The organism is Halobacteriovorax marinus SJ, assembly GCF_000210915.2.
In the GTDB taxonomy this organism is placed as follows: Bacteria; Bdellovibrionota; Bacteriovoracia; order Bacteriovoracales; family Bacteriovoracaceae; genus Halobacteriovorax; species Halobacteriovorax marinus.
Window position 1 is genome coordinate 2972235 of the sequence record NC_016620.1, and the last position, 23522, is coordinate 2995756.

20 protein-coding genes and 2 pseudogenes are annotated in these 23522 nt (G+C 36.2%); 13 read left to right on the forward strand and 9 right to left on the reverse strand.

The window, feature by feature from the left end; translation table 11 throughout:
- Positions 1-23: 23 nt before the first annotated feature.
- Positions 24-497, forward strand: a complete 474-nt coding sequence (locus BMS_RS14155; RefSeq protein WP_044558184.1) for a tRNA (cytidine(34)-2'-O)-methyltransferase — start codon at positions 24-26, stop codon at positions 495-497.
- A gap of 55 nt (positions 498-552) precedes the next feature.
- Here BMS_RS14155 and BMS_RS14160 read toward each other — a convergent pair whose 3' ends face one another.
- The 5 genes and pseudogenes from BMS_RS14160 to BMS_RS17860 all read right to left on the reverse strand — a co-directional run bounded on the left by BMS_RS14160 (position 553) and on the right by BMS_RS17860 (position 7587).
- Positions 553-1830, reverse strand: a complete 1278-nt coding sequence (locus tag BMS_RS14160) for a hypothetical protein (RefSeq protein WP_014245508.1) — start codon at positions 1828-1830, stop codon at positions 553-555.
- A gap of 396 nt (positions 1831-2226) precedes the next feature.
- On the reverse strand, positions 2227-3351 hold the full coding sequence (locus tag BMS_RS14165) for a hypothetical protein (RefSeq protein ID WP_014245509.1): 1125 nt from the start codon (positions 3349-3351) through the stop codon (positions 2227-2229).
- Between the two features lie 156 nt (positions 3352-3507).
- On the reverse strand, positions 3508-4638 hold the full coding sequence (locus BMS_RS14170; protein ID WP_014245510.1) for a hypothetical protein: 1131 nt from the start codon (positions 4636-4638) through the stop codon (positions 3508-3510).
- Between the two features lie 136 nt (positions 4639-4774).
- Complete coding sequence (locus tag BMS_RS17170) at positions 4775-6280, reverse strand: lytic transglycosylase domain-containing protein (RefSeq protein ID WP_014245511.1); 1506 nt, start codon at positions 6278-6280, stop codon at positions 4775-4777.
- Between the two features lie 123 nt (positions 6281-6403).
- Positions 6404-7587 (reverse strand): annotated as a pseudogene (locus BMS_RS17860) (dicarboxylate/amino acid:cation symporter).
- Between the two features lie 159 nt (positions 7588-7746).
- On the opposite strand from BMS_RS17860, the gene BMS_RS14185 reads away from it, so the two are divergent.
- Positions 7747-8313: a hypothetical protein gene (locus BMS_RS14185; RefSeq protein WP_014245512.1), complete on the forward strand. Its 567-nt coding sequence runs from the start codon at positions 7747-7749 to the stop codon at positions 8311-8313.
- On the opposite strand, the gene lgt is transcribed toward BMS_RS14185, so the two are convergent.
- Positions 8306-9091: a prolipoprotein diacylglyceryl transferase gene (lgt, locus tag BMS_RS14190; protein WP_014245513.1), complete on the reverse strand. Its 786-nt coding sequence runs from the start codon at positions 9089-9091 to the stop codon at positions 8306-8308. The genes BMS_RS14185 and lgt overlap by 8 nt on opposite strands.
- A 93-nt stretch (positions 9092-9184) precedes the next feature.
- The gene (locus tag BMS_RS14195; RefSeq protein ID WP_157868296.1) at positions 9185-9952 is read right to left on the reverse strand and encodes a hypothetical protein; all 768 of its coding nucleotides are present in this window, start codon (positions 9950-9952) and stop codon (positions 9185-9187) included.
- A gap of 318 nt (positions 9953-10270) precedes the next feature.
- Between BMS_RS14195 and rplU the strand changes: the two are divergent.
- The 6 genes and pseudogenes from rplU to BMS_RS14225 form a co-directional block, all read left to right on the forward strand.
- Positions 10271-10570: pseudogene (gene rplU / locus BMS_RS14200) on the forward strand (50S ribosomal protein L21); the annotation flags it as partial.
- Positions 10571-10658: 88 nt separating this feature from the next.
- On the forward strand, positions 10659-10913 hold the full coding sequence (rpmA, locus tag BMS_RS14205) for a 50S ribosomal protein L27 (protein WP_014245516.1): 255 nt from the start codon (positions 10659-10661) through the stop codon (positions 10911-10913).
- 91 nt (positions 10914-11004) lie between these two features.
- The gene (obgE, locus tag BMS_RS14210; RefSeq protein WP_014245517.1) at positions 11005-12015 is read left to right on the forward strand and encodes a GTPase ObgE; all 1011 of its coding nucleotides are present in this window, start codon (positions 11005-11007) and stop codon (positions 12013-12015) included.
- 9 nt (positions 12016-12024) lie between these two features.
- Positions 12025-12492 (forward strand): ribosome silencing factor, encoded by a 468-nt coding sequence (gene rsfS / locus BMS_RS14215; protein WP_052590718.1) that lies wholly within the window; start codon positions 12025-12027, stop codon positions 12490-12492.
- The gene (locus BMS_RS14220; RefSeq protein WP_014245519.1) at positions 12492-12944 is read left to right on the forward strand and encodes a 23S rRNA (pseudouridine(1915)-N(3))-methyltransferase RlmH; all 453 of its coding nucleotides are present in this window, start codon (positions 12492-12494) and stop codon (positions 12942-12944) included. The genes rsfS and BMS_RS14220 overlap by 1 nt, the downstream gene beginning before the upstream one ends.
- A gap of 253 nt (positions 12945-13197) precedes the next feature.
- A complete protein-coding gene (locus tag BMS_RS14225; protein ID WP_014245520.1) occupies positions 13198-13620 on the forward strand; it encodes a hypothetical protein in 423 nt (140 codons plus the stop codon).
- A gap of 2 nt (positions 13621-13622) precedes the next feature.
- On the opposite strand, the gene BMS_RS14230 is transcribed toward BMS_RS14225, so the two are convergent.
- The gene (locus tag BMS_RS14230) at positions 13623-15017 is read right to left on the reverse strand and encodes a glycosyltransferase family 39 protein (protein WP_014245521.1); all 1395 of its coding nucleotides are present in this window, start codon (positions 15015-15017) and stop codon (positions 13623-13625) included.
- A 74-nt stretch (positions 15018-15091) separates the two neighbouring features.
- Here BMS_RS14230 and BMS_RS14235 point away from each other — a divergent pair, with 74 nt between their 5' ends.
- From BMS_RS14235 to asnB, 5 genes are read left to right on the forward strand one after another with little or no spacing between them, the layout of a single operon-like run.
- Positions 15092-16945, forward strand: coding sequence for an asparagine synthase-related protein (locus BMS_RS14235; protein ID WP_014245522.1), 1854 nt, complete (start codon positions 15092-15094; stop codon positions 16943-16945).
- Positions 16938-18149 (forward strand): nucleotide sugar dehydrogenase, encoded by a 1212-nt coding sequence (locus BMS_RS14240; protein ID WP_014245523.1) that lies wholly within the window; start codon positions 16938-16940, stop codon positions 18147-18149. Before BMS_RS14235 ends, BMS_RS14240 begins: the two co-directional genes overlap by 8 nt.
- Positions 18146-19021 carry a glycosyltransferase family 2 protein gene (locus tag BMS_RS14245; RefSeq protein WP_014245524.1) on the forward strand — a complete coding sequence of 292 codons (876 nt, stop codon included), beginning with the start codon at positions 18146-18148 and terminating at the stop codon, positions 19019-19021. Before BMS_RS14240 ends, BMS_RS14245 begins: the two co-directional genes overlap by 4 nt.
- A complete protein-coding gene (locus tag BMS_RS14250; RefSeq protein ID WP_014245525.1) occupies positions 19014-20630 on the forward strand; it encodes a hypothetical protein in 1617 nt (538 codons plus the stop codon). The genes BMS_RS14245 and BMS_RS14250 overlap by 8 nt, the downstream gene beginning before the upstream one ends.
- Positions 20630-22513: an asparagine synthase (glutamine-hydrolyzing) gene (gene asnB / locus BMS_RS14255; protein ID WP_014245526.1), complete on the forward strand. Its 1884-nt coding sequence runs from the start codon at positions 20630-20632 to the stop codon at positions 22511-22513. Before BMS_RS14250 ends, asnB begins: the two co-directional genes overlap by 1 nt.
- Here the strand turns inward: asnB and BMS_RS14260 are convergent.
- Positions 22510-23511, reverse strand: a complete 1002-nt coding sequence (locus tag BMS_RS14260; RefSeq protein ID WP_014245527.1) for a tryptophan--tRNA ligase — start codon at positions 23509-23511, stop codon at positions 22510-22512. The genes asnB and BMS_RS14260 overlap by 4 nt on opposite strands.
- Positions 23512-23522: the final 11 nt, after the last annotated feature.

Below are 23522 nucleotides of genomic sequence, written 5' to 3' on the forward strand. Positions count from 1 at the left end.
AGTTGGGCGCCAATCTCTCTCTTATGCAAAAACCTCTTTTTAAAATTGTTTTAAATGCTCCAGAGATACCAGGTAATACTGGCTCTATTGGTAGAACATGTGCGGCCCTAAATCTAGAGCTCATACTTATTCATCCACTTGGCTTTGATATCTCAGAAAAAGCCGTTAGAAGAGCGGGACTGGATTACTGGGATTCGATTAAAATATCTGAGTACAGAGACTTTGATCACTTTCTAGAGTCTGAGAAGCCTAAAGAAGAGGAATTATTTTTCTTCACAAAGAGCGCAGAAGAGACCATTTTTGAAACGACTATCACTGAAGGATCATATCTTATATTTGGAAGTGAAAGTGTTGGACTTCCCAAAGACCTACTTGCAAAGTTTTCAAATAGACAAGTATGCTTTCCAATCCTCAATAAAGAAATAAGATCACTCAATCTTGCCAGTATAGCGACTAGTGCAGCATTTGAAGGAATACGCCAACTCAAAGGCTATTAATAAAAAAGCCCCGCAGTAGCGGGGCCTAAGTATCGAAATAAATTTTTAAAATTTATTAGAACTTATAAGTCATACCAACTCTTGTCATTAAGTTATCAAGAGCAAGTACACCTTGCTTAGATTGAGTTGTTGCAGCTCTTGAAGCAGCAGTTGTCCCAATGAATCCATCTACAGTAAGGTTACCAAATAGAAGTGATGCACCAGCATTTACTGAAGTAGAGTTAGCAATTGATTTCTTACCATCAGTTGTTGAACCGTCATAAGAACTAAGAGCTAGACCCTTAAGACCAAAGTTTGCAGCAGCTGGGTTAGTTGACTGCTCAGAACCAACAACTGTTGCAAGGTTCTTAGACTCTGCATTTCCAAGTAGGTGGTAAGAAACAGATCCTCTAAGAGTTAACCAAGAAGTTGCGTTTACTTCATAACCAGCAACAAGTGGTAATGCTTTTCTATCAAGTTCAGCTTTTCCTGAAGCATACTTAAGCTCTACATTTAAAGCATCATATACTGCTCTAAAGAAAACAGAATCAGTTTCACTTAACTTATGAACTTTACCTGCACCGATGAAGTATCTAGTGAATGAACCATCAGTTTTAACACCAGCAGTTTGGTTACCACCAGTTTGCTCCCACTTAAATGTTTTGTAAGCAGCGTGTAGTTTAACACCTGAATCTAGCTTGTATGAACCACCAAGTAAGAAACCTAGCTTTCCATCAAATTTAGTAGGCGTAGTTAAGTTCTTCTTTTCAGATTCTGACTTAAGTGAAAGGTTTACAAAACCTTCCCAGTTTGAACCAAGAAGTCCAAATCTAGTCGCCATTGCACTATCTTTACTATTTGCAGCAGTGTTTGCTTCATTCTTGTCACTTGTCCAAAGAAAGTTCCATCCCCACTTAATTCCGTTAGACATAGTTGATCCAACAAAGAAGTCAGTTTGGTTATCAGCAGTTGCTAAGTAAGTTGACTGAAGGTTAGCTGCACTTGGAGAATCAGGAGAAGCTACAATTCTTAAGAATGAAGAAACATTTGATTCGTTACCAAGGTAAATACCATAAGTGAAGTTACCTGATTTCTTTAAGAAACCACCCATTGCTTTCGCATTGTCATTTTGATCTAAAATAGTGAATGCACCATTTCCACCCCACTCTAACATTAGAGTATCAGAGTAATCATTTACGTAAGCAGCGTTTGTAAAAATTGATCTTGAGTCTTCGATGAAGTAGTTATCTTCTACCTCTTCACCAAGAGCTAAAATTCTAGCCTTAGAAGCTAGAGCTGAAGTAGAAGCCAATCCCATGGCAGCAACAGCAGCAAATCCTAAAATCTTTTTCATCCTAATTTCTCCTGAAAAAGTTGATATAAATTCTTATTTTTTTGTAATGATTATATTGTCTTGCCTAAAAGTTTTTCTGTCAAATTTTATAGTTTAATTAAGTTGAAATATTCTTCCCTAAATTCATTTAGAAATTTAGAAATGCTTTTTAAAATTGCGTTGAAAAAATTAAGATTAAGAGAGTGTACTTCTCTTCGGTCGCATCCTGCTCACCCGACTCTGGGTTGTTCGGCGTTAAATAGCTTCGCATTTCAAACGCCCTCCCTTGCACACCCGACTCAGGCTCCTGCCTTCGCTGGGTTGCCGAGCGCTATATCGCATCCTACGATATAGGCGCACGCAAAAAGCCCCGCGGTTAAGCGGGGCCTCGATATTTAAATTAATTTATAATTTAAATTAGAACCAGTAAGTAACACCAACTCTAGTAAGTACGTTGTCAAGTGCAAGTGTACCGTTCTCAGTTTGAGTAGCAGCATTTCTTGCGTGGCTTGTTGTACCGATAGAACCGTCAACTTTTAACTTACCAAAGTTAAGAGTTGCACCAGCACTAACGTCTGTAGAGTTAGCACCTGTTCTCTTGTAGTTGTTAGTTGTCGTAGTTGCACCTTTTTTCTCTTCATTGTTAATGATAACATTTTGAGTTACAGATCCTCTAAGAGTTAACCAAGAAGTTGCATCAGCTTCGAAACCTAAAGTAAGTGGTAAAGTAGTTGAAGTTGTTTCACTTTCAGTTGCAGTTGCTGGCTTTGTCTCTTCTTTAGTTGAAACAAACTTAAGATCCATGTTTAATCTTGCTGTTGAAGATACTTCGTGAATTCTACCTACACCAACAGTAATAGCTGTGAAAGACTCTTCAGACTTTACTCCAGAAACTGTGTTGTCAAATCCGTCTTTGTCATAATCAGCAAAGATAGTAGTTCCGTTTAAGTTATAAGAAGCACCAAGGTTAAGACCGTTAGCTTCGAACTTGTCAGCAGCTGCTGCTCCACCTTTTGACTCGTCAGAAAGAATGATGTTTGCGTAACCTTCAATGTCACCCATCATCATACCAAGACCTAGACCAAAGTTAGAGTGTTCTTTCTTGAATGTACCTGTATTTTCAGTGTTTCCTGAAGCATAGTGAACTCTTGCTCCCCACTGAACACCCATATCTCCACCAAAGAATAGGTCAAGACCATTGTCATGTGCTTGGTAGTTAGTTCTACTAGAGTTTTGAGCATCAATTTGAGATCCCATGTAAACACCGTAGTTGAATGATCCCATTTCTCTGAAGAATCCACCTTCTGCATGTGGAGCCGCAGCAGAGTCATCAGTAGAGTTAGAAGCTGTTCCCCACTCAGTAGTGATGTAGTTCTTGTGTGTGTTTACTTTTGCAGCGTTTCTGAAGATGTTTCTAGAATCTTCTACGTAGAAAGAACCTCTGTCGTCATTTTGACCAAGAGCTTCTAGTCTTGCTTTCGAAGCGAAAGCACTTGTTGAAAGTACTGCTAAACCAGTTGCGATTAGGACTTGCTTTTTCATCCAATCTTCTCCTTGAAGTTTGAGATTACATTCCGTGTGTAATCTTTTTTATTAATATGCAATAAACTGCAATAAAATACTTTTCTCAGTTAATCTTAATTTTCATTGGCTTTAAAATATTTGTCAACACCCTAAAATCATTTGTTTTCAAAAAAATTAAGACAAAGAATTCTTCATTTGTGACAAAACCTTCAACCCTCTCGCGAGGTGAGAAAGCCCCACACAGGAATCTGCGCTACTATCATCCTTATTCTCTTCGTAATAAAAAGGTGCACTACTACTAACGAAAAATACATTCCCTAAGAAATCTTGCGATTCTAAAGAGAAGGTATCGTCAAAACTCAGACTATGCGTATTCTCTGTTAATACAATAAATTCTCTCGCATTTATTTCTTTAAAATTAGGATAAATTTTTTCTAAATTTCTTTTTAATAATCTAATTTTTTTGGAAATATCTTCTTCATTCGTATCATTCGTGTCTATAAAAGTTAAAAACTCTCCAGTTTGAACCTTTTTTTCTTCATCATATTCTGAAAATTCACAAATAAAATGACCCCATTCGTGCGTATAGCTTAGCGGAACTAGTAAAGTCTCTCTCTGATCAGTAACTTCCTTCTCTAATTCCAATTTTACGTGGAGGGCACAAGGTGTTTTCGTGCTTTCTACAAACTCAATGAACTCATTAGAAAGCTTTTCCTTACCTTTAAACTCCTCATAAAACTTCCAAGGAGAATCGGCCCAAACAAGCTTCTTAGTATATATTTGAGTACCATTAGTGCATTCAATAACCCAATTATCTCCGTCTTTAAAAACTTTGGAATAAAGAAGTTCGAGTCTAGACTCTGTTAGCTTATTGTAGAATTCATCACTCTTTATAAAAGGAAAGAGCTTCTCTAAATTGTAGTTTGCACCTGGACCTGTATAGAACTCCTCACCCCATTGAAGCTTCTCTGACTTACTTCTTCCACCAAAAGGTTTGAACTTCATATCCTTATAGAACTTTGGAGTCTCTGTCGTTTCTTCTATTTCAGCGTATTCAAAAGCTGACTTAAGAAAGGCAATATTGGCTTCACCTCTTAAGATATTTGGACCAAGAAACTGACTTGTTTCTTTAGAGAGAATGTCTTTAGTAAGAATCTTTGTAACTTGCTCAGGATATTTTCCACTTAAAAACTCAAAAGCAGACTGAGCAAATAGGTCTCCACCTACAACTAAGTTATCTACTTCTACTTTTGTAATATCTTTTATTTCTTCTTTCTTTAATTTTTTTAAATCTGAGTATGCCATCTTTCCTCGGGGGCTATTTTTATCAATATATCAATATTGATCGAATATTACCCCGACGAATTCTCTATTGTCATCCCTTAACGAAAGAAACCTGCTAATGCAGGTTTCTAAAATAAAATTCAATTTAGTTTTAAAATTATCTTATGGCCAAACGGTCACCAGCTCTAATTTGTCTTCGATTAAGAATTGATAAGTTTGAAACGATAAGTGTATCTAAGTTAGTTTTAGTTTTTCTAGCAACAGACCAAAGAGAATCTCCACGTCTTACCACATACCACTTCGATGGGTTAACAATTCTCTTTCCTCTTGCTTTAGCAATTCTGAGTCTCTTTCTATAATTCTTTCTTCTAACAACAACTTTACGCGGTTTTTCATATAAGTCAGCGTACATTGCATTCTTTCTAGACTGTCCCTCTCTAAAAGGAAGTAAGATCGTAGAGCCCTTCTTCAATCTCTTCGTTGCGCTTAGGCCATTTAATGAGCTTAGAACATAAGGTGCTTTTTTAATTTTAAATTTTCTAGCGACATCATTTAGATTCGTTCTCTTTCCTCTAATTTGATATTCTTGGAAAGCAACCGCTTTGTATTCTTTAGAAGAACAACATGCCACGTACGTATCTCTTAAGCCCGCAGGGATTCTTAGTGTATACTCTTCAGCATTTGGTGGTGTAAACCAGCGTAGAATCTCAGGGTTTAAATATTGAATGTCTTCAAAGTCGAGTCCCATATCCTTTGAGAATTCGACTAGGTCAGTTCCACCTGGAATTTTAATTTCTTCAAAATCAATTGGATCGTGGAAATCAATTTCATTAAAACCAAAAACTTTTAAGTTCTTTCCAATGATAGCTAGGGCCATAATATTTGGAACATAATTCTTTGTTTCAGGTTTTAGGTATCTACCCTTTCTTAAATTCCAAAAATTCTCAGTCTTATATCTTCTTATCGCTCTACCAACTTTTCCTTCACCTGCGTTATAGGCAGCAGCTGCTAGCTCCCATGATCCAAAGTCTCCGTAAAGTTTCTTTAAATATTTTGCTGCGGCAACAGTGGCATTAAAAGGGTCTCTTCTCTCATCAACATACCAGTCAATTTTAAGTCCATACCTTTTTCCTGTATACGGCATGAACTGCCAAGGTCCAACAGCTCTGGCCCATGACTTAGCTTTATTCTGAAATCCAGACTCGGCCATGGCCAAGAAGATAAGATCTCTTGGTAGTCCTTTATCTTCTAAGATCTTTCCTAAAAGAGGAGCATATCTTCCACCTCTAGCAGAATATCTTTCAAAGAAACCTCTACCACGAGTTAGAAAATACTTAATCCACTTCTTTGTTGCCTCATTATAAACAACAGGAATATCGAAGTAGTAATTATCTAACTTCAAATGTTCTGCACCATAGAGAAAGTATGTTTTACCATCGTAGTTAGAAGGATTAATTTCTGCACTACCGGCTATAAGAGTTTCAGTATCAACACTTCCTACAGACTTTCTTGCGTCATTGGCCCAAGTCTTATGTTTAGAAAGTTTCTTTTTTACAACTGGTTTCTCATCTTGAACAACTTCATTTTTAGGCTTTATATTTGAACAAGATACAAAGAGAGAGGCGCAAAAAAGTGACGTGTAAAGGGATTTACTTATCTTCATAATTCTCTTATTTCCTTAGTTGATAAATGGGCAAAAAGGCCCAAGTCTCGAGTTCATATATTGTCTAATGAACGGGTCTCTGAGTCAATCCAGAAGACCCGAACGTATTTCAATACATTTTGCTTAGTTGGCAGTACCTTCTATTAATGGGTTATCCTCGCTATTGGAGAACTCCTTATTATCCATCATTGAATCGACAACTATAGTACCCACACAGTCTCCAAAGACATTTACTGTAGTTCTGAACATATCGAGAATTCTATCTACAGCTAAGATTAGTCCGATCCCTTCAATTGGAAGCCCTACTGCTCCTAGAACAATACTCATCGTAATTAGACCAGCTCCTGGAATTGCGGCTGCACCAATTGCTGCTAAAGACGCTGTCATAAAGATAACAATCTGCTGTCCAATTCCTAGCTCAATTCCATAAACCTGAGCAATAAAGATTGCGGCCACTGATTCATAGAGTGCCGTACCGTCCATATTTATAGTGGCACCAAGTGGAAGAACAAATTTTGCTGTATCCTTTCTCACTCCAAGATTCTCTTCTACACATGTCATAGTGATTGGAAGAGTTGCCGCTGATGATGATGTTGAAAATGCTGTCAGTAATGGTGAACTTAAATTTTTCAAAATAAATAATGGAGACTTCTTCATTCTCCAAGATGCAATAAACATAAGAACGCAAGCATGAAGAAGCAATCCAATAATATAAGTCTTAGTGTCATTGCCTCAAGACTTTCCATGAAACTAACAATTGGTTGAGCTTTCTTAGGCATGTAGAGAGCAACAATTCCAAACATAATTGCGAATACAATAACCTGTAAAACAGTCGAAGTTGCCATCGCTTCAAATGGGTTTGTTGGAATCGCATTTATGATTACATCTAAAATCGTCTGATAGAGTCCTTTCGATTGCGTTACCTTCTGGTGCATGGCTTCGGAAAGTCCATGAAGTCCTGCTGTGTCTTGAATACCTTCAACACCTACACCTGGATTAATTAAATTCACCATGATTAAACCGAAGAAAACGGCCATTGCTGTAGTTAGAAAATAATAACCAACGGCCTTTCTTCCCATTGAGCCCAAACTCTCAGGAGTTCCCAAGTGATACATGGCCATAAAAATGGAAGAGAGTACTAGAGGAACAATAACCATTTTAAGTAGTCTTATAAAAACTGTTCCTATTGGTTTAATATAGGCGGCCAACTCACCGTGACCACTGAAGTAGAGCGCGAGCCCTGCAATTAAACCTGCGATCATTGCTATACCAATGAGTTTCGCTTCTTTCTTAGATGCTTCCTGCATTTATTTCCCCTTTCTGCTTATGTCTTTTAAAAGTTTGTTAAAATATAAAAATGTTAAATCATCCTATAACTTTCATAATGATTTCTCTAAGCATAGTCTTAATCATGTCGACTTTAATTCTTAGTCTCGGAAATCCTATGATCTTTCACTAAGGCAGTTATGCAACTTATTCAAATTATAGGTAGATTATTTGTACTAACTATTCTCGTTGCAAGTGGCCTTCTTGTAAACAGGGCATTTTCTAAAGTGGAAGCTCCTAATTATGACTTTACTCTCCAAAAGCTTGAGCCTTTTACTCCGGGAAAGGAAGCTTCAACTATTCCAAACACACTTGGAAAAGCTGATACTGTTGAAGATAACGGTGACACAAAAATTTTGAGATACTCGATCAGTCATGTCAGGTACAAATTCCCTGTCTATGTTCAAATAAAAAAAGGAATCATCTTAGACTTCTTTGCAAAGCTACCTACTTACTTTCTTCATGATACATTTCATCAATCTCTTATCAATAAATATGGAAAGCAGAGTAAGTATCATCGACAAGAGAACGATGCGCTCTATGTTTGGAATGATATCGAAAATATTAAAATCATCTACAGTGGCTCTTGCACCGTAACTTGTTTTCCTAATTATGTAAGCTTTATACAAAAGACAAATAAAAAGGGAGACTATGTCCCCCTTGTTCAAAAATTTAGTAATAATTTTCTAGGTAAGAAAACTAAATAGGATCTTCACGTTTAGAGTTTAGGTAGAGAGCTGCAAAGCCTCCAATTATCATAATCAGACATAGAATTTGTCCCATCGTAGTCGTTCCACCGAAGTAGTAACCTAATTGTTGATCGGCCTCTCTGAAAAACTCGATAAAGTATCTAAAGAATCCATAACCAATTACAAAAGAACATGCAATCACGCCGTGTCTTTTTACTTTTGTCATAATTAGCCAAAGGATCAATGTAAGAAGTATTCCCTCAGCGAAACCTTCATAAAGCTGAGAGGGATGTCTCGGGTAAGGGCCACCTGTTTTAAAAACCATTCCAAAAGGAGAATCAGTAACTCTTCCATAGAGTTCACCATTTATAAAATTCCCCATTCTCCCAAAGAAGAGTCCCGGTGTTCCAGCAAGGGCCGTAGCGTCCATAACCTGTGCCCAAGAAACTCCATTTTTTCTACCAAAATACCAACCTCCAAATAGTAGGCCGGCCAAAGCACCATGGAAACTTAATCCCCCCTGCCAAACATAGAATAATTCTCCGATGTGACCTGAGTAATAATCCCAGTTATAAATGAAGACATAAGCAAATCGCGCACCCAAGAACATGCAAATAAGCATAGTGGTAATCATTGAGTCGATTTTATCTTTTTCGATTTTATAAAAACCTTTTTCTACAAGTTTCTTTAATAAGATATTTGCGATTACAAAACCGATGACATACATCATTCCATACCAACGTACACTTACAGGTCCTATGGAAAAAATAATTGGATCGATATTGAGAGGGTTCATGAATACTCCTGCATAAATTTATATGCATTCATGCTACTCTCATTGACTTTGCATTACAATTTTTTAAATTTTAATCAAGCATGACAACAAAATTTAAAGATTCAAATTTGTTCTCGGTTGAAAACTTTCTGTTGGATAAATCAATCCTTCATAAGTTCTACAAAGTGATTGAATCATCTGTCTCGTAGGCACTGTCATTGAGCCGTAGCTAAAGTATGAGCAGTGAGCAGATAAGAAAGAAAGAAATTGCTCTGGCCCCATCTTGATTGATCTATCCTTTAAACTACTATCGAGTTTAAGAACTTTGAAAGAGCTCTTCATTTTCTTCTGACCATCTTGAGTATAGAGCCAACGCTTAAAGACATCGATGAAAACGACTTCACCACTGGCCTCGATCGGCTTTTGCACAACGATCCCCTCTTCCACTGGAACACCCCAAAAACCAATAATGCCAAGAGGAGCAAGTGACCATGAAAGAAATCTCATTAAAATAATCTTAGAGGCCAACTCAAATCTTGAAGTTGCGAAGTCATCCGTGCAACCCATTTCCCACTCTTTAAAAGAATGGCCATAGATCATAAGGCCAACGCCTCTGTAGCGATAAATATTATAGGTTTCTTTAGGATGGATACTCTCGCTACCAAATTTATCAGACTCACTATAAAGTCCTATTTGGCGCATAACACCAGGACTTGCTTCTTTAATGGTTAGTAACTTGCCAAACTTCTCTTGTGAGAAGTTTTCCATAGCAGTTTCTGACTCAGTGCTAGAGAGCTCATCAAATTTTAAAGACTTCAAAAGTTCTACAACTTCAGAATTAAAATGTGACGTTTGAAGACGGATATAAACTGGTAAATTCATACCCTTAAAATACTGAAAATACGTGTAGTTAGGCGTTTCCATATATCCCTCGCTCTTGCTATAAACTTTCTCGCAGGTAAGTACCTGTTTTTGTGAAAGTATCCCCACTAAACTTATCGTCAATCTTCGCTATTTAATTAATAAATTCCGCCTTTCTTAAAGAGGTTTTTCCCTCTAGAATTGCTATAAAATCTTGACATTAGGCCCCAAATTTTATACATCTTCTAGATTCTGAATAATAGTGACCAAGTTTAGGGTAACAAGATTCTCCAAAAAACTGCGAGGACCCCTGAGTTTGTCAAATACTAGGAGTATTAAATGTACGGAGTTGTTGAGATTTCAGGACACCAGTATAAAGTTCAAGCTGGAGATGTTCTTGATGTTGAAAAACTAAGCAACGAAGCAGGTTCAACTGTTGAGTTAGAAAAAGTTTTATTCATTGGTGGGGAAAAGCCATTAGTTGGTCTTCCTACAGTTAGTGGTGCAAAGGTTACTGCAAAAGTTATCAAGCACGACAGATCTAGAAAGATTATTGCTTTCAAAAGAAAGCCTGGTATGTACCAGAAGAAGATGGGTCACCGTCAAAACTATACTGCTCTTTTAATCACAGAGATTAACGATGGTAACGGTAACGTTACAAAGATCGATGCTGATTCAAAAGCTGCAAAGAAATTTTTAAAATAAGTTTTAATTAGGAGAATAAGTCATGGCACACAAGAAAGCCGGTGGTTCAACAAGTAACGGACGTGATTCAAACCCAAATATGTACGGGGTTAAGAAATTTGGTGGTGAGAAAGTCATCCCAGGAAATATTATCATCAGACAAGCTGGAAACAAGTTCCACGCAGGTCCAGGTGTTAAGCAAGGTAAAGACTGTACTCTTTTCGCGGTAACAGAAGGTTCTGTTAAGTTTTCATACTATAACAAAACTAAGAAAATCGTATCAGTTGTACAAGGTTAATTGATATTTTCAAAACATCATAATAAAAGGGAATCCAAACGGGTTCCCTTTTTTTATATGGGGCTAAATATTAAAGTTAGTGAGATAGTTAATGCGGTTTATAGATGAAGTTGTAATCACAATTATAAGCGGAAACGGTGGTAATGGTTGTGCCAGTTTTCGAAGAGAAAAGTTCTACCCATTGGGAGGACCAGACGGTGGCGACGGCGGAGATGGTGGAAGCGTCTTTATTCAGGCCGATAGAGGAATAAATACTCTCGTTAACTTTCGAAGCAAGAGAATATTCAAAGCTGAGCATGGACAAGATGGGATGAACTCCCAGTGCCATGGCAGATACGGAGAAGATCTCACTCTCAATGTCCCAGTCGGTACTATTATTCGCTCAGCAGAAACGGGTGAAATCATCGGCGACTTAACAGAGCATGGTGAAAAAATACTCATGGCAGAAGGTGGTCGTGGTGGAATGGGAAATATACACTTCAAGTCCTCAATCAACCAGGCCCCTAAGCACGCTACTTTCGGTAAGGAAGGTAGAACTCTTGAAATAGAGCTAGAACTTAAACTAATTGCAGATATAGCATTAATTGGACTTCCAAACGCTGGTAAGTCTACTTTAATTTCAACAATTTCAGCGGCCAAGCCAAAGATAGCCGACTACCCTTTTACAACACTAGAGCCAAATCTAGGTGTTGTGACAATGGGTCCAGAGCAATCATTTGTAGTAGCAGATATTCCAGGACTCATTGAAGACGCTTCAGAGGGAAAAGGACTTGGTATAAAGTTCTTAAAACATATTGAAAGAACTAAGGCCTTTGTTCACTTAGTCGATGTTTCTTGGTGCCTTGATGAATTTGAGGCCTTTGAGCAATACGTAACGATTAGAGAAGAATTAAGAAAATATAATGAAGACTTACTCACTAAAAAAGAGCTTGTCTGCCTAACAAAAATTGATGCAATGACCGAAGAAGAGATTCAAAAGTTTATCGACTTCTTTGAAGAGCAAATCGATAGAAAGGTTCTTCCACTCTCAGCAGTCTCAGGAAGAAATATTGGTCTTTTAAAGTCTTTAATGCTAAAAACTTTTGAAGATTACGAGGAATAAGAGAAGAGTATGAGCGCAGAATTTATCACTAAAGAAGTTGAAAAAATTGTTAAGAATACAGAGTTTGAATATCCTTTAAATATCGCCATGGCCACGGCTTGGATTTTAGGTAACTTCAAAGGTATCAATCTTAAAGTCTTAGATGTGAAAGAAAGTAGCTCACTAACAGACTTCTTTGTTCTCGGATCAGCAACAAACCCTACAATGGCCCAATCAATGGCCGATGAAATAACAAAGCAACTTAAAGTTCATGGTTATGAAGTTATCTCGAGAGAAGGCTCTAGAAAGGGAGACGATTGGATTCTCTTAGACTTTGGAGATATCATCGTTCATGTATTCCTAGATGTTTCAAGAAGCGTTTATGACCTTGATAATCTTTGGGAAAATGCTAAAGAAGTAGAGATTCCAAATTCATACTACTTCTCTTCAGATGATGAAGAAAAATCAGAAGACGCTACAGGGAAGAGTTACTTCTAGTGAAAGAAGTTCACTTAATAGTCGTTGGAAAGTTAAAAGATAAGAATATCGAATCACTTGAAAACGACTACCTAAAAAGAATTAAGTCACCTAAATTCATAATTCACGAAGTAAAATCACACAAAGAAAACTTAGACCTTGAGGCCGGAGAAGTTGAAAAAAAACTTAATGATCTTGGCCCATGCTACCCAATTCTTCTGGCCGAAAATGGTCAGCTTTTTGATAGCCCCAAAATGTCCAAATGGCTATTTAACCTCATTGAAAACCGAAGTGAGAAGATTGTCTTCATCATCGGAGGAGCCAGTGGGCATGGAGTTAAAATTATTGAAAGGGCCAAAGAGAAGCTTTCGCTATCTCCACTAACCTATCCTCATAAGTTAGCTAGACTCCTTTTTGTAGAGCAAATCTACAGAGCTATTACAATTCAATCTGGGCACCCATATCATAAGTAGTTCTAAAACTAGAACACTTAACTCCTAGAAAATTCATTAAATAACTTGGCACTCTTATTGCTTTAAAGTGAGTAAAAGGAGTATTAAAAATGGGAAAACTTGATCGACTAGATATAGTCATCCTAACTTCAGCACTGCTGCCATTTCTATTCTTATTAAGTTCAGAAAAGAGTTCTGAATACAGCATTTTTATAACCTTAAATTTCATATTAATGATGATTATTTTTATTAATTTCAAAAGGAGTGATTTGAAATGAAAAGTATATTTCTATTTTTTCTAATATTACTAACTTCTAACTTTGCCAGCGCAAATGAAGATTTCTGCTTTGTAGGCTTAGAGAACAATAAGTCACTCTCGATAGATAAGATAAATAAGAGAATGAGCTGCCAAACAAGAGACTCACTCGTTGTTGCTCTCCAGGCCGGCACACTAACAATCGGTACAGTCACTGCTCTTTGTACCTGGGCGCCTGAGCCTGGTTTAACTAAAATCAGTGCAGCTGTTCTCGCGACGACGGGACTAATTGTAAATTATGCAACATTCATAATGAGAAATATTCCATGTAACTCTACAAGTGAAAGAGAATTAAATGATTATGAGAAGAGAGAATTTATGGAAAAAATGTGTAGGGCCATAGATAAAACTTTTAATCCCTACACTGAGAAATGTGAATAGAACTATTTTACATAAACTTCATACCAATAATCTTGGCTTTCATTTAGAACAAATCTATTTGAAAGCTTCAAATCTAACTCTTTAACTCTCTCACGGAGCTTTTCTTGAATTCCATTATTTTGAAGGTTATTTAAAACTACAACTTCTGTCTTATTACTGCATTCTAGATCTAATTTCTTTTTAAAGTAACCATGAACTTTCTGAGTTCCAGCATCAATTGGCCACATGAAACATATTTTTCTTGCTTGATAATTTTTCTCAATATGCTCAACTGAAGAAATAATCACTTCCTGCTTTGACTTTAAATAATTGTTTCTCCACCCATTCTCACTATTGTAAACCCCAAGAGAAAAAAGGATTAGTAACAATAAAAAGCAGTACTTATTTTTAAAGTAGCCAACTAGAGTGAAAATGGTAAAACACATTGAAAAATAAACTGGTAAAAAGTCTCTCTCTATAGAGTCTTCAAAAAAGATAAAGAATAGGAGAAAGAATAACGAATACAGCCCTTGTATGAGAAGAGAATCTCTTAAACGAGTATCCAACCTCTTAAAGACCTTTACTAGAATACAAGAAGAGATAAAGAATATAATTATAAAATAAAATCCTAGTGCATTTTCAAAAATATTAATCACTTTAAATAATGACTCTATTTTAGCTGTCCCTATAGAAAAGAAAGAAATATTCTCCTCTAGATGACTCAACTCCCCCAAGGCAAATGGATGGCTTGAAAGCTTTCCTCTAAAGAAGTAATTCAAAGAAAAGAAGACAATTAAGCCTAAGAACGACGGCAAAGTGATTAAAGCGTTTTTGATAAGGTTCTCTCTTCCTTTAAAGAAAGAAATTATGACCAAAGAAATACTTAGAGCAATGGCTGACTCTCGAGTTAAAACAAGGATCAACATTGTGAGAGAAGCGGCCCTATTCTTGACCTTGTAGAGAAAATAGAGAGTCAGGAAAAAGAGAAAGACTGCCGGCATATCAGCCTGACATTCTACTAAGTAATTAGAAATCCCTGGTAAGAAAAAGGTCAAGAGAATTGCTAATGATGCAATAATTTTTGGAATAAATTGCGATAGATAATATAAGAAAATTGCAAGAGTAGAAATTGAAAGAGAAATAGAGAAGAGATGTGCATTTGAATGAGAGAGATCAAAAATTGAAAACCACCCTACCGCCATAATTCTATAAAAAGGAGGATGGCCAAGAAAATCATAACTTTCGTGAAATGGATTTATGGAGGAGATCTTATTTGTCACTATTGAGTCTACGATGTGATAGAGCTCATCTTCCATTAAGATTAGAGGTACTCTCTCACCAAACATATAGTAAGAGAGAATAAATAAGAGTGCTAAAAATATGTAATTAGCTGATTTTGTATTAATTCTTTCCATCACATTAAGTTTTCACTAAAAAATATCTATAACTAGAGTTCGTTGACTCTGAATCATCCAATCTATATACTTTTAAAATGCTAGGTATCATTGGTAAAAATGTCAAAACTGAAGATCATTCAGAAAGCTCTCTATTGGGCAAAGACTACTTCTTTGTGGCCAATAAGAAGCTTTACGAAAATGAGCAATTCTCACTACTGCTTTGCGGAACTATTACAAACTTTCTCACTGAAGTTAGAAGCGAAGACAATTTTTCAAACCTTTTAGAATTATATCAGAGGTATGGCAATTTCTTCTACAAGTATATAGATGGGCCATTCTTTATCATGCTCTGGGACAAGAGTACCCAGAAGTTAATTCTTGCTAATAATAGACATCAGACATCTAATCTCTACTATTCATTTGAAGATAGCACGCTTTACTTTAGTGACTCGCTTGAGAAGATTAACTCCGCTCTAAAATCAGATAATCCTTTCATGCCTAGTATAAGAAGTTTTCTCTCAAATGGTTTTACTTATTCTGATAAAACTCAAATTCAAAATATATCAAAGCTACTCCCTACATTTTCACTCATCTTCGAGAAAGGTAAGTTAGAAGTGATCAATCATTGGGACGAAGAGATCAACTTTACAAAGAGAGAAATTACAAACTTAGATGATAGATTAAATGAGTATGAAAATACTTATCAGAATGTGCTAAAGAGTTATCTCACTAAGAATGTTGGAAAGAATATTGGATGTCTTTTAAGCGGTGGGCACGATACAAGTTTTGCGGCCATTCAGCTTAGTAAATTGAATCTAAGTAAAGTAAGTGCTTACACTGTTACCTTTCCCAACTGGGCCTTTAATGAAGAAGAGCATGCAAGAAATATTGCAGAGAAATTTGGAATCGATTTTTGTCCTGTTCCCTTCTTACCTAAACACCTAGATGATATTGTTGAATTAATTCACGCTGTCGAAGAACCTGTTGTAGGTGTTGCTCTTCCGCTCTTTATACTTTCAATGAAAGCTAAGGAAGACGGGATTGATATTATTGTTGGTGGCGATGGTGGAGATACGATGTGGGGGGAATATTACCCCGTTGGAGAAATTCATCGCTATATAAAGTTCCTTCCCCTTCCTTGCAGAAAGCTACTACACCTATGTAGTAAAGCCCTAGCAAAAATAACAGACTGGGAGAGGTTCTGGGAACTCGAGCACGTATTAAGTATTTTTGCGCAAAGAGATTATTACGATCAATTCATGAGAAAACTCTGCACCTATAGGCATTTTAATGACCCTGTACTTCGAGATCTTTTTTCACCAGAGTCTTACGGTGGAGGAGAGATTTCAAGAAGTATACTAGAGGTGCCATTTAGAAGAGATAATTTTAATGAAGCTCTGATAGAAGGAAAATTATTCAATGCCTTCTATACATATATGGGATTCTCTCAAACAAAACTAATGAAGTTCTTAAAGATTGATTTCTTTATGCCGACTGTTCAAAAACCTATAATTGATTTTATTACAGCTCTTCCTAGTCTCTGGATTAATGGTGGAAATACATTTCAACGTCTCACAAATAATAAGAAAATAAATAGAAAATTTCATAAGAAGGCCTTATCAAGATATTTATCTAAAGATGAGATATATAATCGAAGCTTTGATATTCCCTGGCATCTTATTTTAAGGCCGAGGGAAGATATCCTAACAGAATTAGAGCACGCTCTCATAAGACGAGGATGGTACAACAAGACCTATCTCAAATCCCTTTTTAAAGAGTTTAAAGAGCAAAAAGTTAAAGAAGATGAGCTTCTTGAACTTAAAACCCATGGTTATAGGATATTCACCCTATTAAGCTTAGAGATATGGTGCCAATTATTTTTAGATAAGAAAAGTTATTCAAGTTTTGACGGTAACGTATCTAACTTCCTAAGAGGTCACAATGAATGAAATTTGTATTCACGGCCTAGGAATTGTTGGATTGGTTCAGGCCCTTAAACTTTGTGAAGATGGGCATAAGGTCGCCTTATACGATATAAACTCTGAAACAAAGGAATCGATCAGTAGAGCAAAGATTCCTTTTTATGAAAGAGATATTGAAGGGCTTCTTGAAAAATACCTAAATCAAAGTTTAAGGCTCATCGACGAGAGTGAGATTGCTAATTACAATATTCATTTCATATGTGTAGGAACACCTTCTAACTCAAACAATACAGTTAACTTAGACCACCTAATAAGTTCTATAGAAGGCATTGAAGAAAAAGGAATTAAAAACGCTACACTCGTGATACGCTCAACTGTTCCACCCAATACAATCACTGAATTAACTCATAGTAAAAATAGCTTTGATAATATTATCTACTTTCCTGAATTTCTTAGGCAAGGAAGTGCATGGAAAGATCAGAAAGATGAGAAAACAATCATCTACTCCGTGAATAGAGGGTGCGATAGTACTTTCAAAGGTCTATTCAAAGAAGGGGTAAATTTCAAATCAATAGATACCAAATCAGCAGAGTTTTTAAAGTACGCTAATAATACATTTCATGCACTGAAAGTTACATTTATTAATGAGCTATCATCACTAGCTGATGCAATGGATGTAGATTTCAAAGAAGTCTTAGATCTTTTCACGAGTGATACAAAGCTCAATATCTCTAAGGCCTATTTGAGTCCAGGGTTACCCTACGGAGGTCAATGCCTAACCAAAGAGGTAAAAGCTTTAAGTAAAATTTCAAAGCTACAAAGTATACAGACACCATTAATTTCATCTATAGAAGAGAGCAATGATGAACATTTACAAAGATGTATCGAATCATTGAAGAAATATGAATCTGCTGGATTTATAGGGATTGGTTTTAAATCCAACTCTGGCGATATAAGAAATAGCCCCGTCCTCAGTATATTAAATGCTCTTACTAACACTCACTACTTCCATCCGGTAGATCATTCAACAATGATTCAGGCTAAAAAGCATTTGAGTATAGAAAGTTTAATTGAATTTTCAAAAGTCATTATTATTTCCACTAATGATCTCTCACTAGAAGATTGGGAGAAATTATTTAAAAGCTCTAGAGATATCTTAATTTCCTCAACTAAGATTAAGTGCCCTTTACCTAATTACAAACCGAGGGTTATTGGAGAGACAAAGAGATGAGTCCAAAAATTACTTTTGTCCTCCCTACAAAAGATGAAGAAAAAACAATAGGAAATATCATAAAGGAGATTAACTCACTTTCAAGTGAACTTAATTTTCAGATCTCAGAGATTCTTGTCTCTGATGATTCAAGAGACAATACGAAAGAAATTGCTCTATCGTTAGGAGCGAAAGTTCTCTTTGGAGGAGGCAAAGGTTTAGGCGAAGCCATGTACCGTGGGCTAAAAGCAGCCTCAAATACTGACTGCGACTTTATCATTTCTCTAGATACAGATGGACAGACAAATCTTGCAGAAATTTCTGATATGACTCAGGCCATAAATGAGCAAAAGGCGGACCTCGTTCTATCCTCACGCTTTAAGCGCAAAGATCTCGTTTCTTATAACTATCCATTAATAAATAGAATTGGAGTTCTCATTCTAGTTAAATTCTTAAGGTATGGGAGTAAGTCTCCTCTCACCGACTCCCACGGAGGAATTAGAATTATGAAAAAGGATGTTGCCTCTAGACTTGAAATGCTTGGTACACATACATATGTACAAGAAACAATTTTTGATGCAGCAAAGAAAGGATTTAAAATTGCTGAGATTGAAGGTAGATGGTTACCTCGAAATGGTGAATCAAGAGTACTTGCCTCCATTCCAAAGTATGTGGCGTACACTCTGCCTGTCATCATTTTAAGACTTGGACTTCATATGAAGTTATTACTACCAATTTTCTGCACACTATTACTCTTATCGATAGGTTATTTAATCATTAGTTTAAGTACTACAGCTGTTGTTTCTATATTGATTTCAATCTTACTTATTTTCCAGGTATATCTATTTGAATACCTACAAAGTGTACTTATCCAAAACAGAAGATATGAATAAATACTATCTCAACGAAGTCTTATCTTTAATGCCTCGTCTTCTTTCCCTACTTGATAGAAGACCCTTCAGTTCAACTCGAGGCTCCTTTGATAAATCCTACTGGCACTTTAAAACATCTGATTTTTCCAATGCAGCAGCTCAAATGGGTATGGAAACGTTGGCCAGAGTTTGGAATATAGATGATAGTTCAAACCCTTATTACAAGAATGAAAATATACTAAACCTAACAAAATGCTCTCTCTTATATACTGTTAGCATTCAACACAACGACGGGTCTTATGATGAATGGTATTATAACGAAAGAGGATGGGCTGGCCCTACCGGCTATGTTCTTCAAAGTGTTTGTAAAACCTATCAAATAATCAAAGATCACCTTAGTGAGAAAGAGAAGTCTATCGTAATAGATTCAATTAAGAGATCTTGTCTCCATCTTGATAGAAGAGATGAGAAGAATATCTTAGCAAATCATATTGCTGTAACGATTATGTCTCTCACTAGCTCCTATGAAATTTTGCAGTCACCGCAGCTAAAAGATTCAATAATAAAGTGGTGGAAGTTCTTTCAAGATTACAGTTTTGATGAGGGATGGAGTCTAGAATACGATGGGATAGACTTTGGCTACAACTTTGCTTCAATTAGCTTCCTATCAAGAACTTTAGATTCTATTCACTTAGAAGGTCTTGAAGATTATATTTATAAGAGCTTTAATTTCTTACAATATTTCTTCTATCCAGATGGTACATTCGGAGGATCTCTTGGATCTAGAAATACTGAACATCTCTACCCATTTGCCATTGAGTTTTGGAAAGAGAAATTAGATATTGCTTCAAGAATAGATTCACTTCTAAAGAATAAGAAAATTAAATTAATCCCTCCAAGTACCCAAGATGATCACTATATTATGTATAGAACTAATGATTATCTTGAAGCTTACGAGTTGCACGCTTCTAAAAAACAAGAGACGTCATACCTACTCCCTTTTGAAAAAGAAGGACATTGGACTAAAGAATTTAAAGAAAGTGGAATTATTATAAACAAGGGAGTTAGTAGTTATTTTTTGAGTAATCTAAAAAAAGGTGGCGCGTTCTATTACTTCAACTTAAATAATTCTGAGCTAAATAGAAAAGACTCCGGACTAATTGGCAACTTAAACGGAAAACTCCTTACGAGTAGTTATAGCAGTAATGATTGGAAGGCGACTTATCATGAAAAGAGTTTTTCAACAGAGAATAGACTGGAGAAGGTAGATAACAAGCTCTTTAACCCTCTTACATCAAGTATATTTAAAATTGTAGTAATGTTTTTGGGCAGTAGTACTTTTCTAAGTTATAAATTAAAATCTATCATTAGAAGTCTACTCATTGTAGGTAGAAACCCTGAAAAGAATATTCATTATCGTAGAGAAATTACCATTCAAAAAGATAATATAAAAGTAGTTGATTCTCTTAAGGGAAAAGCTTCTGGAAATATCATGATTGAAGATGACTTCACATTGCGCTATGTCCCTCAGTCACAATACTTCACAGAGCAAAAGCTTTCAAGCTCGCCTAAATTTCACTATAAGAATAAGAATAATGACTTCTATCTAGAGAGAGAGTTTGAGTTATAATGTGTGGTTTAGCTGGCATCTACAATTACTCTAACGAACAAGATATTAAAGAAACTATTGAGAGCTTTGATTCTCTTCTTAAGCATAGAGGTCCCGATGGTAAGGGGAGCTACTTCGATGATAAGTACTTAGTTGCTCACAGAAGATTAGCCATTGTAAACTCAGACTCCAACTCTGATCAGCCCTTCTACTCTAAATGTAGAAGATATAATCTCTCGTTCAACGGGGAAATATATAATTACCTAGAGCTTGCACAAGAACTGAAAGAAGAGGGTATTGTTCTAAGTACCACTTCAGATACAGAAGTCTTACTTGAATCATATCTTTTTTGGGGCACTTCATTTCTAGATAAAGTAAATGGAATGTTTGCCATCGCTATTTGGGACAGTGTGGACAAGAAGATCTTCATTGCTCGCGATAGACTTGGAATAAAACCTCTTTACTATGCTCACGATGGGAAGAGCTTTGTTTTCTCATCGGAAATAAGGCCTATACTTAAAGTCATAAAGAAGTGTTCTCTAAATTATGAATCACTGTCGGACTACTTTCGCTTTCGCTACATACAAGGAGATGCAACTGCATTTAAAGAGGTGAAGTGCCTAAGTCCAGGTAGCTATATGATCGCTTCAGGCACTGAATTTACTCATAAAAAATATTGGTCACTACAAGAGGCAGTTAAGGGCCCTCAGTCTCTCAATCTCGAGAAACTAGAAGAAATATATAAATCTTCAATTCATCTTAGGATGAGATCCCACTCTAAGATTGGGAGTTATTTAAGCTCGGGAATAGATTCCTCTTCTCTACTCTTTGCAAATTCAGAGACTCAAAGAATCCACTCCACATATACCTTTGACACAGAGGATTCTAAAAGTGAAGTCAAAGAAGCCAAGCAAATCTCTACTCAACTTAATATAAGACATACAGAAGTAAAGAAGAAATCCAATTATAAAAACCTCTCTACTATCTTAAAAAACTTAGAAGAGCCTATTGGAGACAATATTATTTTAGCGAGTAACGACCTCGCACATATGGCATCTAAAGATGTTAAAGTCATACTCTCAGGAGAGGGGGCTGATGAGATACTCAATGGCTATGCTCATCACTATGTACTCTACATACTCTCTAAATTTAAGTTTTTAACTAAAGCCATTGGACATATTATTAATTTCTTACCACTAAAGTTTATAAACTATATTCACCCCTACCCGAGAGAATTTGATAGACGAACGATTCAAAGTATTTCTTCCAAACTCACTCGATTTGAGAATTCTAAAGAGTATATACAAAGTTTCACTGAATTATTTTCAAACGAAGATCTATCAATCTTCTTAAAGAGTAGCTTCTACAATAAATTATCAAATAGAAAGATCTCCACTAGCAATGAGTACAAAGAGAGCAATTTTCTTAACAAGCTCACTCTCCACGATCTTGAGAATTGGAATGTTAAATATACCTTATTAAGAAGTGATAAAATTAACATGTCTCACTCTCTAGAAGCCAGAGTACCATTTATGGATCATCGCTTAGTTGAGTATATCTATTCTTTAAAGATAGAAGATCGTATTGGCCTAAGGGAGCAAAAAATCCCATTAAAAAGACTAATGAAAAGATTAGGGGCCCCTAAAGCAATTTGGAATAAGAAGAAAGCCCCCTTCTTAGTATCTCTATCAAATGAACGGGAATACATTGAATTCCAAACATACTGTGAAGAAGAGCTTACATCTACAATGCTTAAAGACTCCCCCTTTTGGAATTGCGAAGAAGTCCTAGAGCTAATTAATAAAAAGAGATCGAGAAGTTTCGTTGAAGATAAGCAATTATTTTCAATTCTTGCATTTCAGTCTTGGTTCAATGAATTTGAAGAGTTTGGCCTTAGTATTTAACTAAGTACACCCACTGCTTTTTTAACCTCTTTCAAAAAGGCCGCTGCTTTTGGACGAACTCTTTCAGCACCTTCAACAAGTACTTTATCAATTTGAGATTTATCGGCCATCAATTCATTATACTTCTCTCGAGGGCCTTTTAAATGATCATTGATAACGTTGAATAGCTCAAGCTTGGCCTCTCCCCAACCAATTCCTCGTCTATACCAAGCATCAAGCTCAGTGACTTGTTCTTCAGTTGCAAAGAATTTATAGAGGTCAAAGACTAGTGAGTCATCTGGATTTTTTGGATCTTCAGGTGCAGATGTATCCGTAGTAATCTTATTAATTGTTTTCCTAAGCTTCTTTTCTGGTAAAAAGAGTGGAATATGATTCCCATAACTCTTACTCATTTTTCTACCATCTAAACCAGGAACAAGAGCACCTTCCTGCGCCTTAGCTTCAGGAAGTGTAAAGACATCACCGTAGACATAGTTAAAGGCACTTGCAATATCTCTTGCAATTTCAATATGCTGAAGCTGGTCAGCGCCAACAGGAACAATATTTGACTTTAAAAATAAAATATCACATGCCATTAGAATGGGGTAAGTATAAATCCCCATATTAACACCGTGGTCAATATCCTTTCCGGCCTCTTCATTATTTTGAACAAGGGCCTTATAAGCGTGAGCTCTATTCATTAGACCTTTAGCTGTGAAGCAAGAAGTTATCCAATTTAATTCTAAAATTTCAGGGATATGACTTTGTTGATACAGTGTCACTTTAGAAGGATCAAGTCCTAGGGCCAACCAAGTTGCTGCAACTTCGTAAATATACTCTCGTAAAACTTCCGGCTTATGGATTGTTGTAAGAGAGTGATAATCTGCAATAAAGTAATATCCTTCATACTCAGATGATTGCGCCATCTCAAGTGCAGGCTTTATTGCTCCTAGATAATTTCCTAGGTGTGGTACGCCAGTTGGCTTTATTCCAGTTAAACTTATTTTCTTGTCGCTCATGATGATATGCC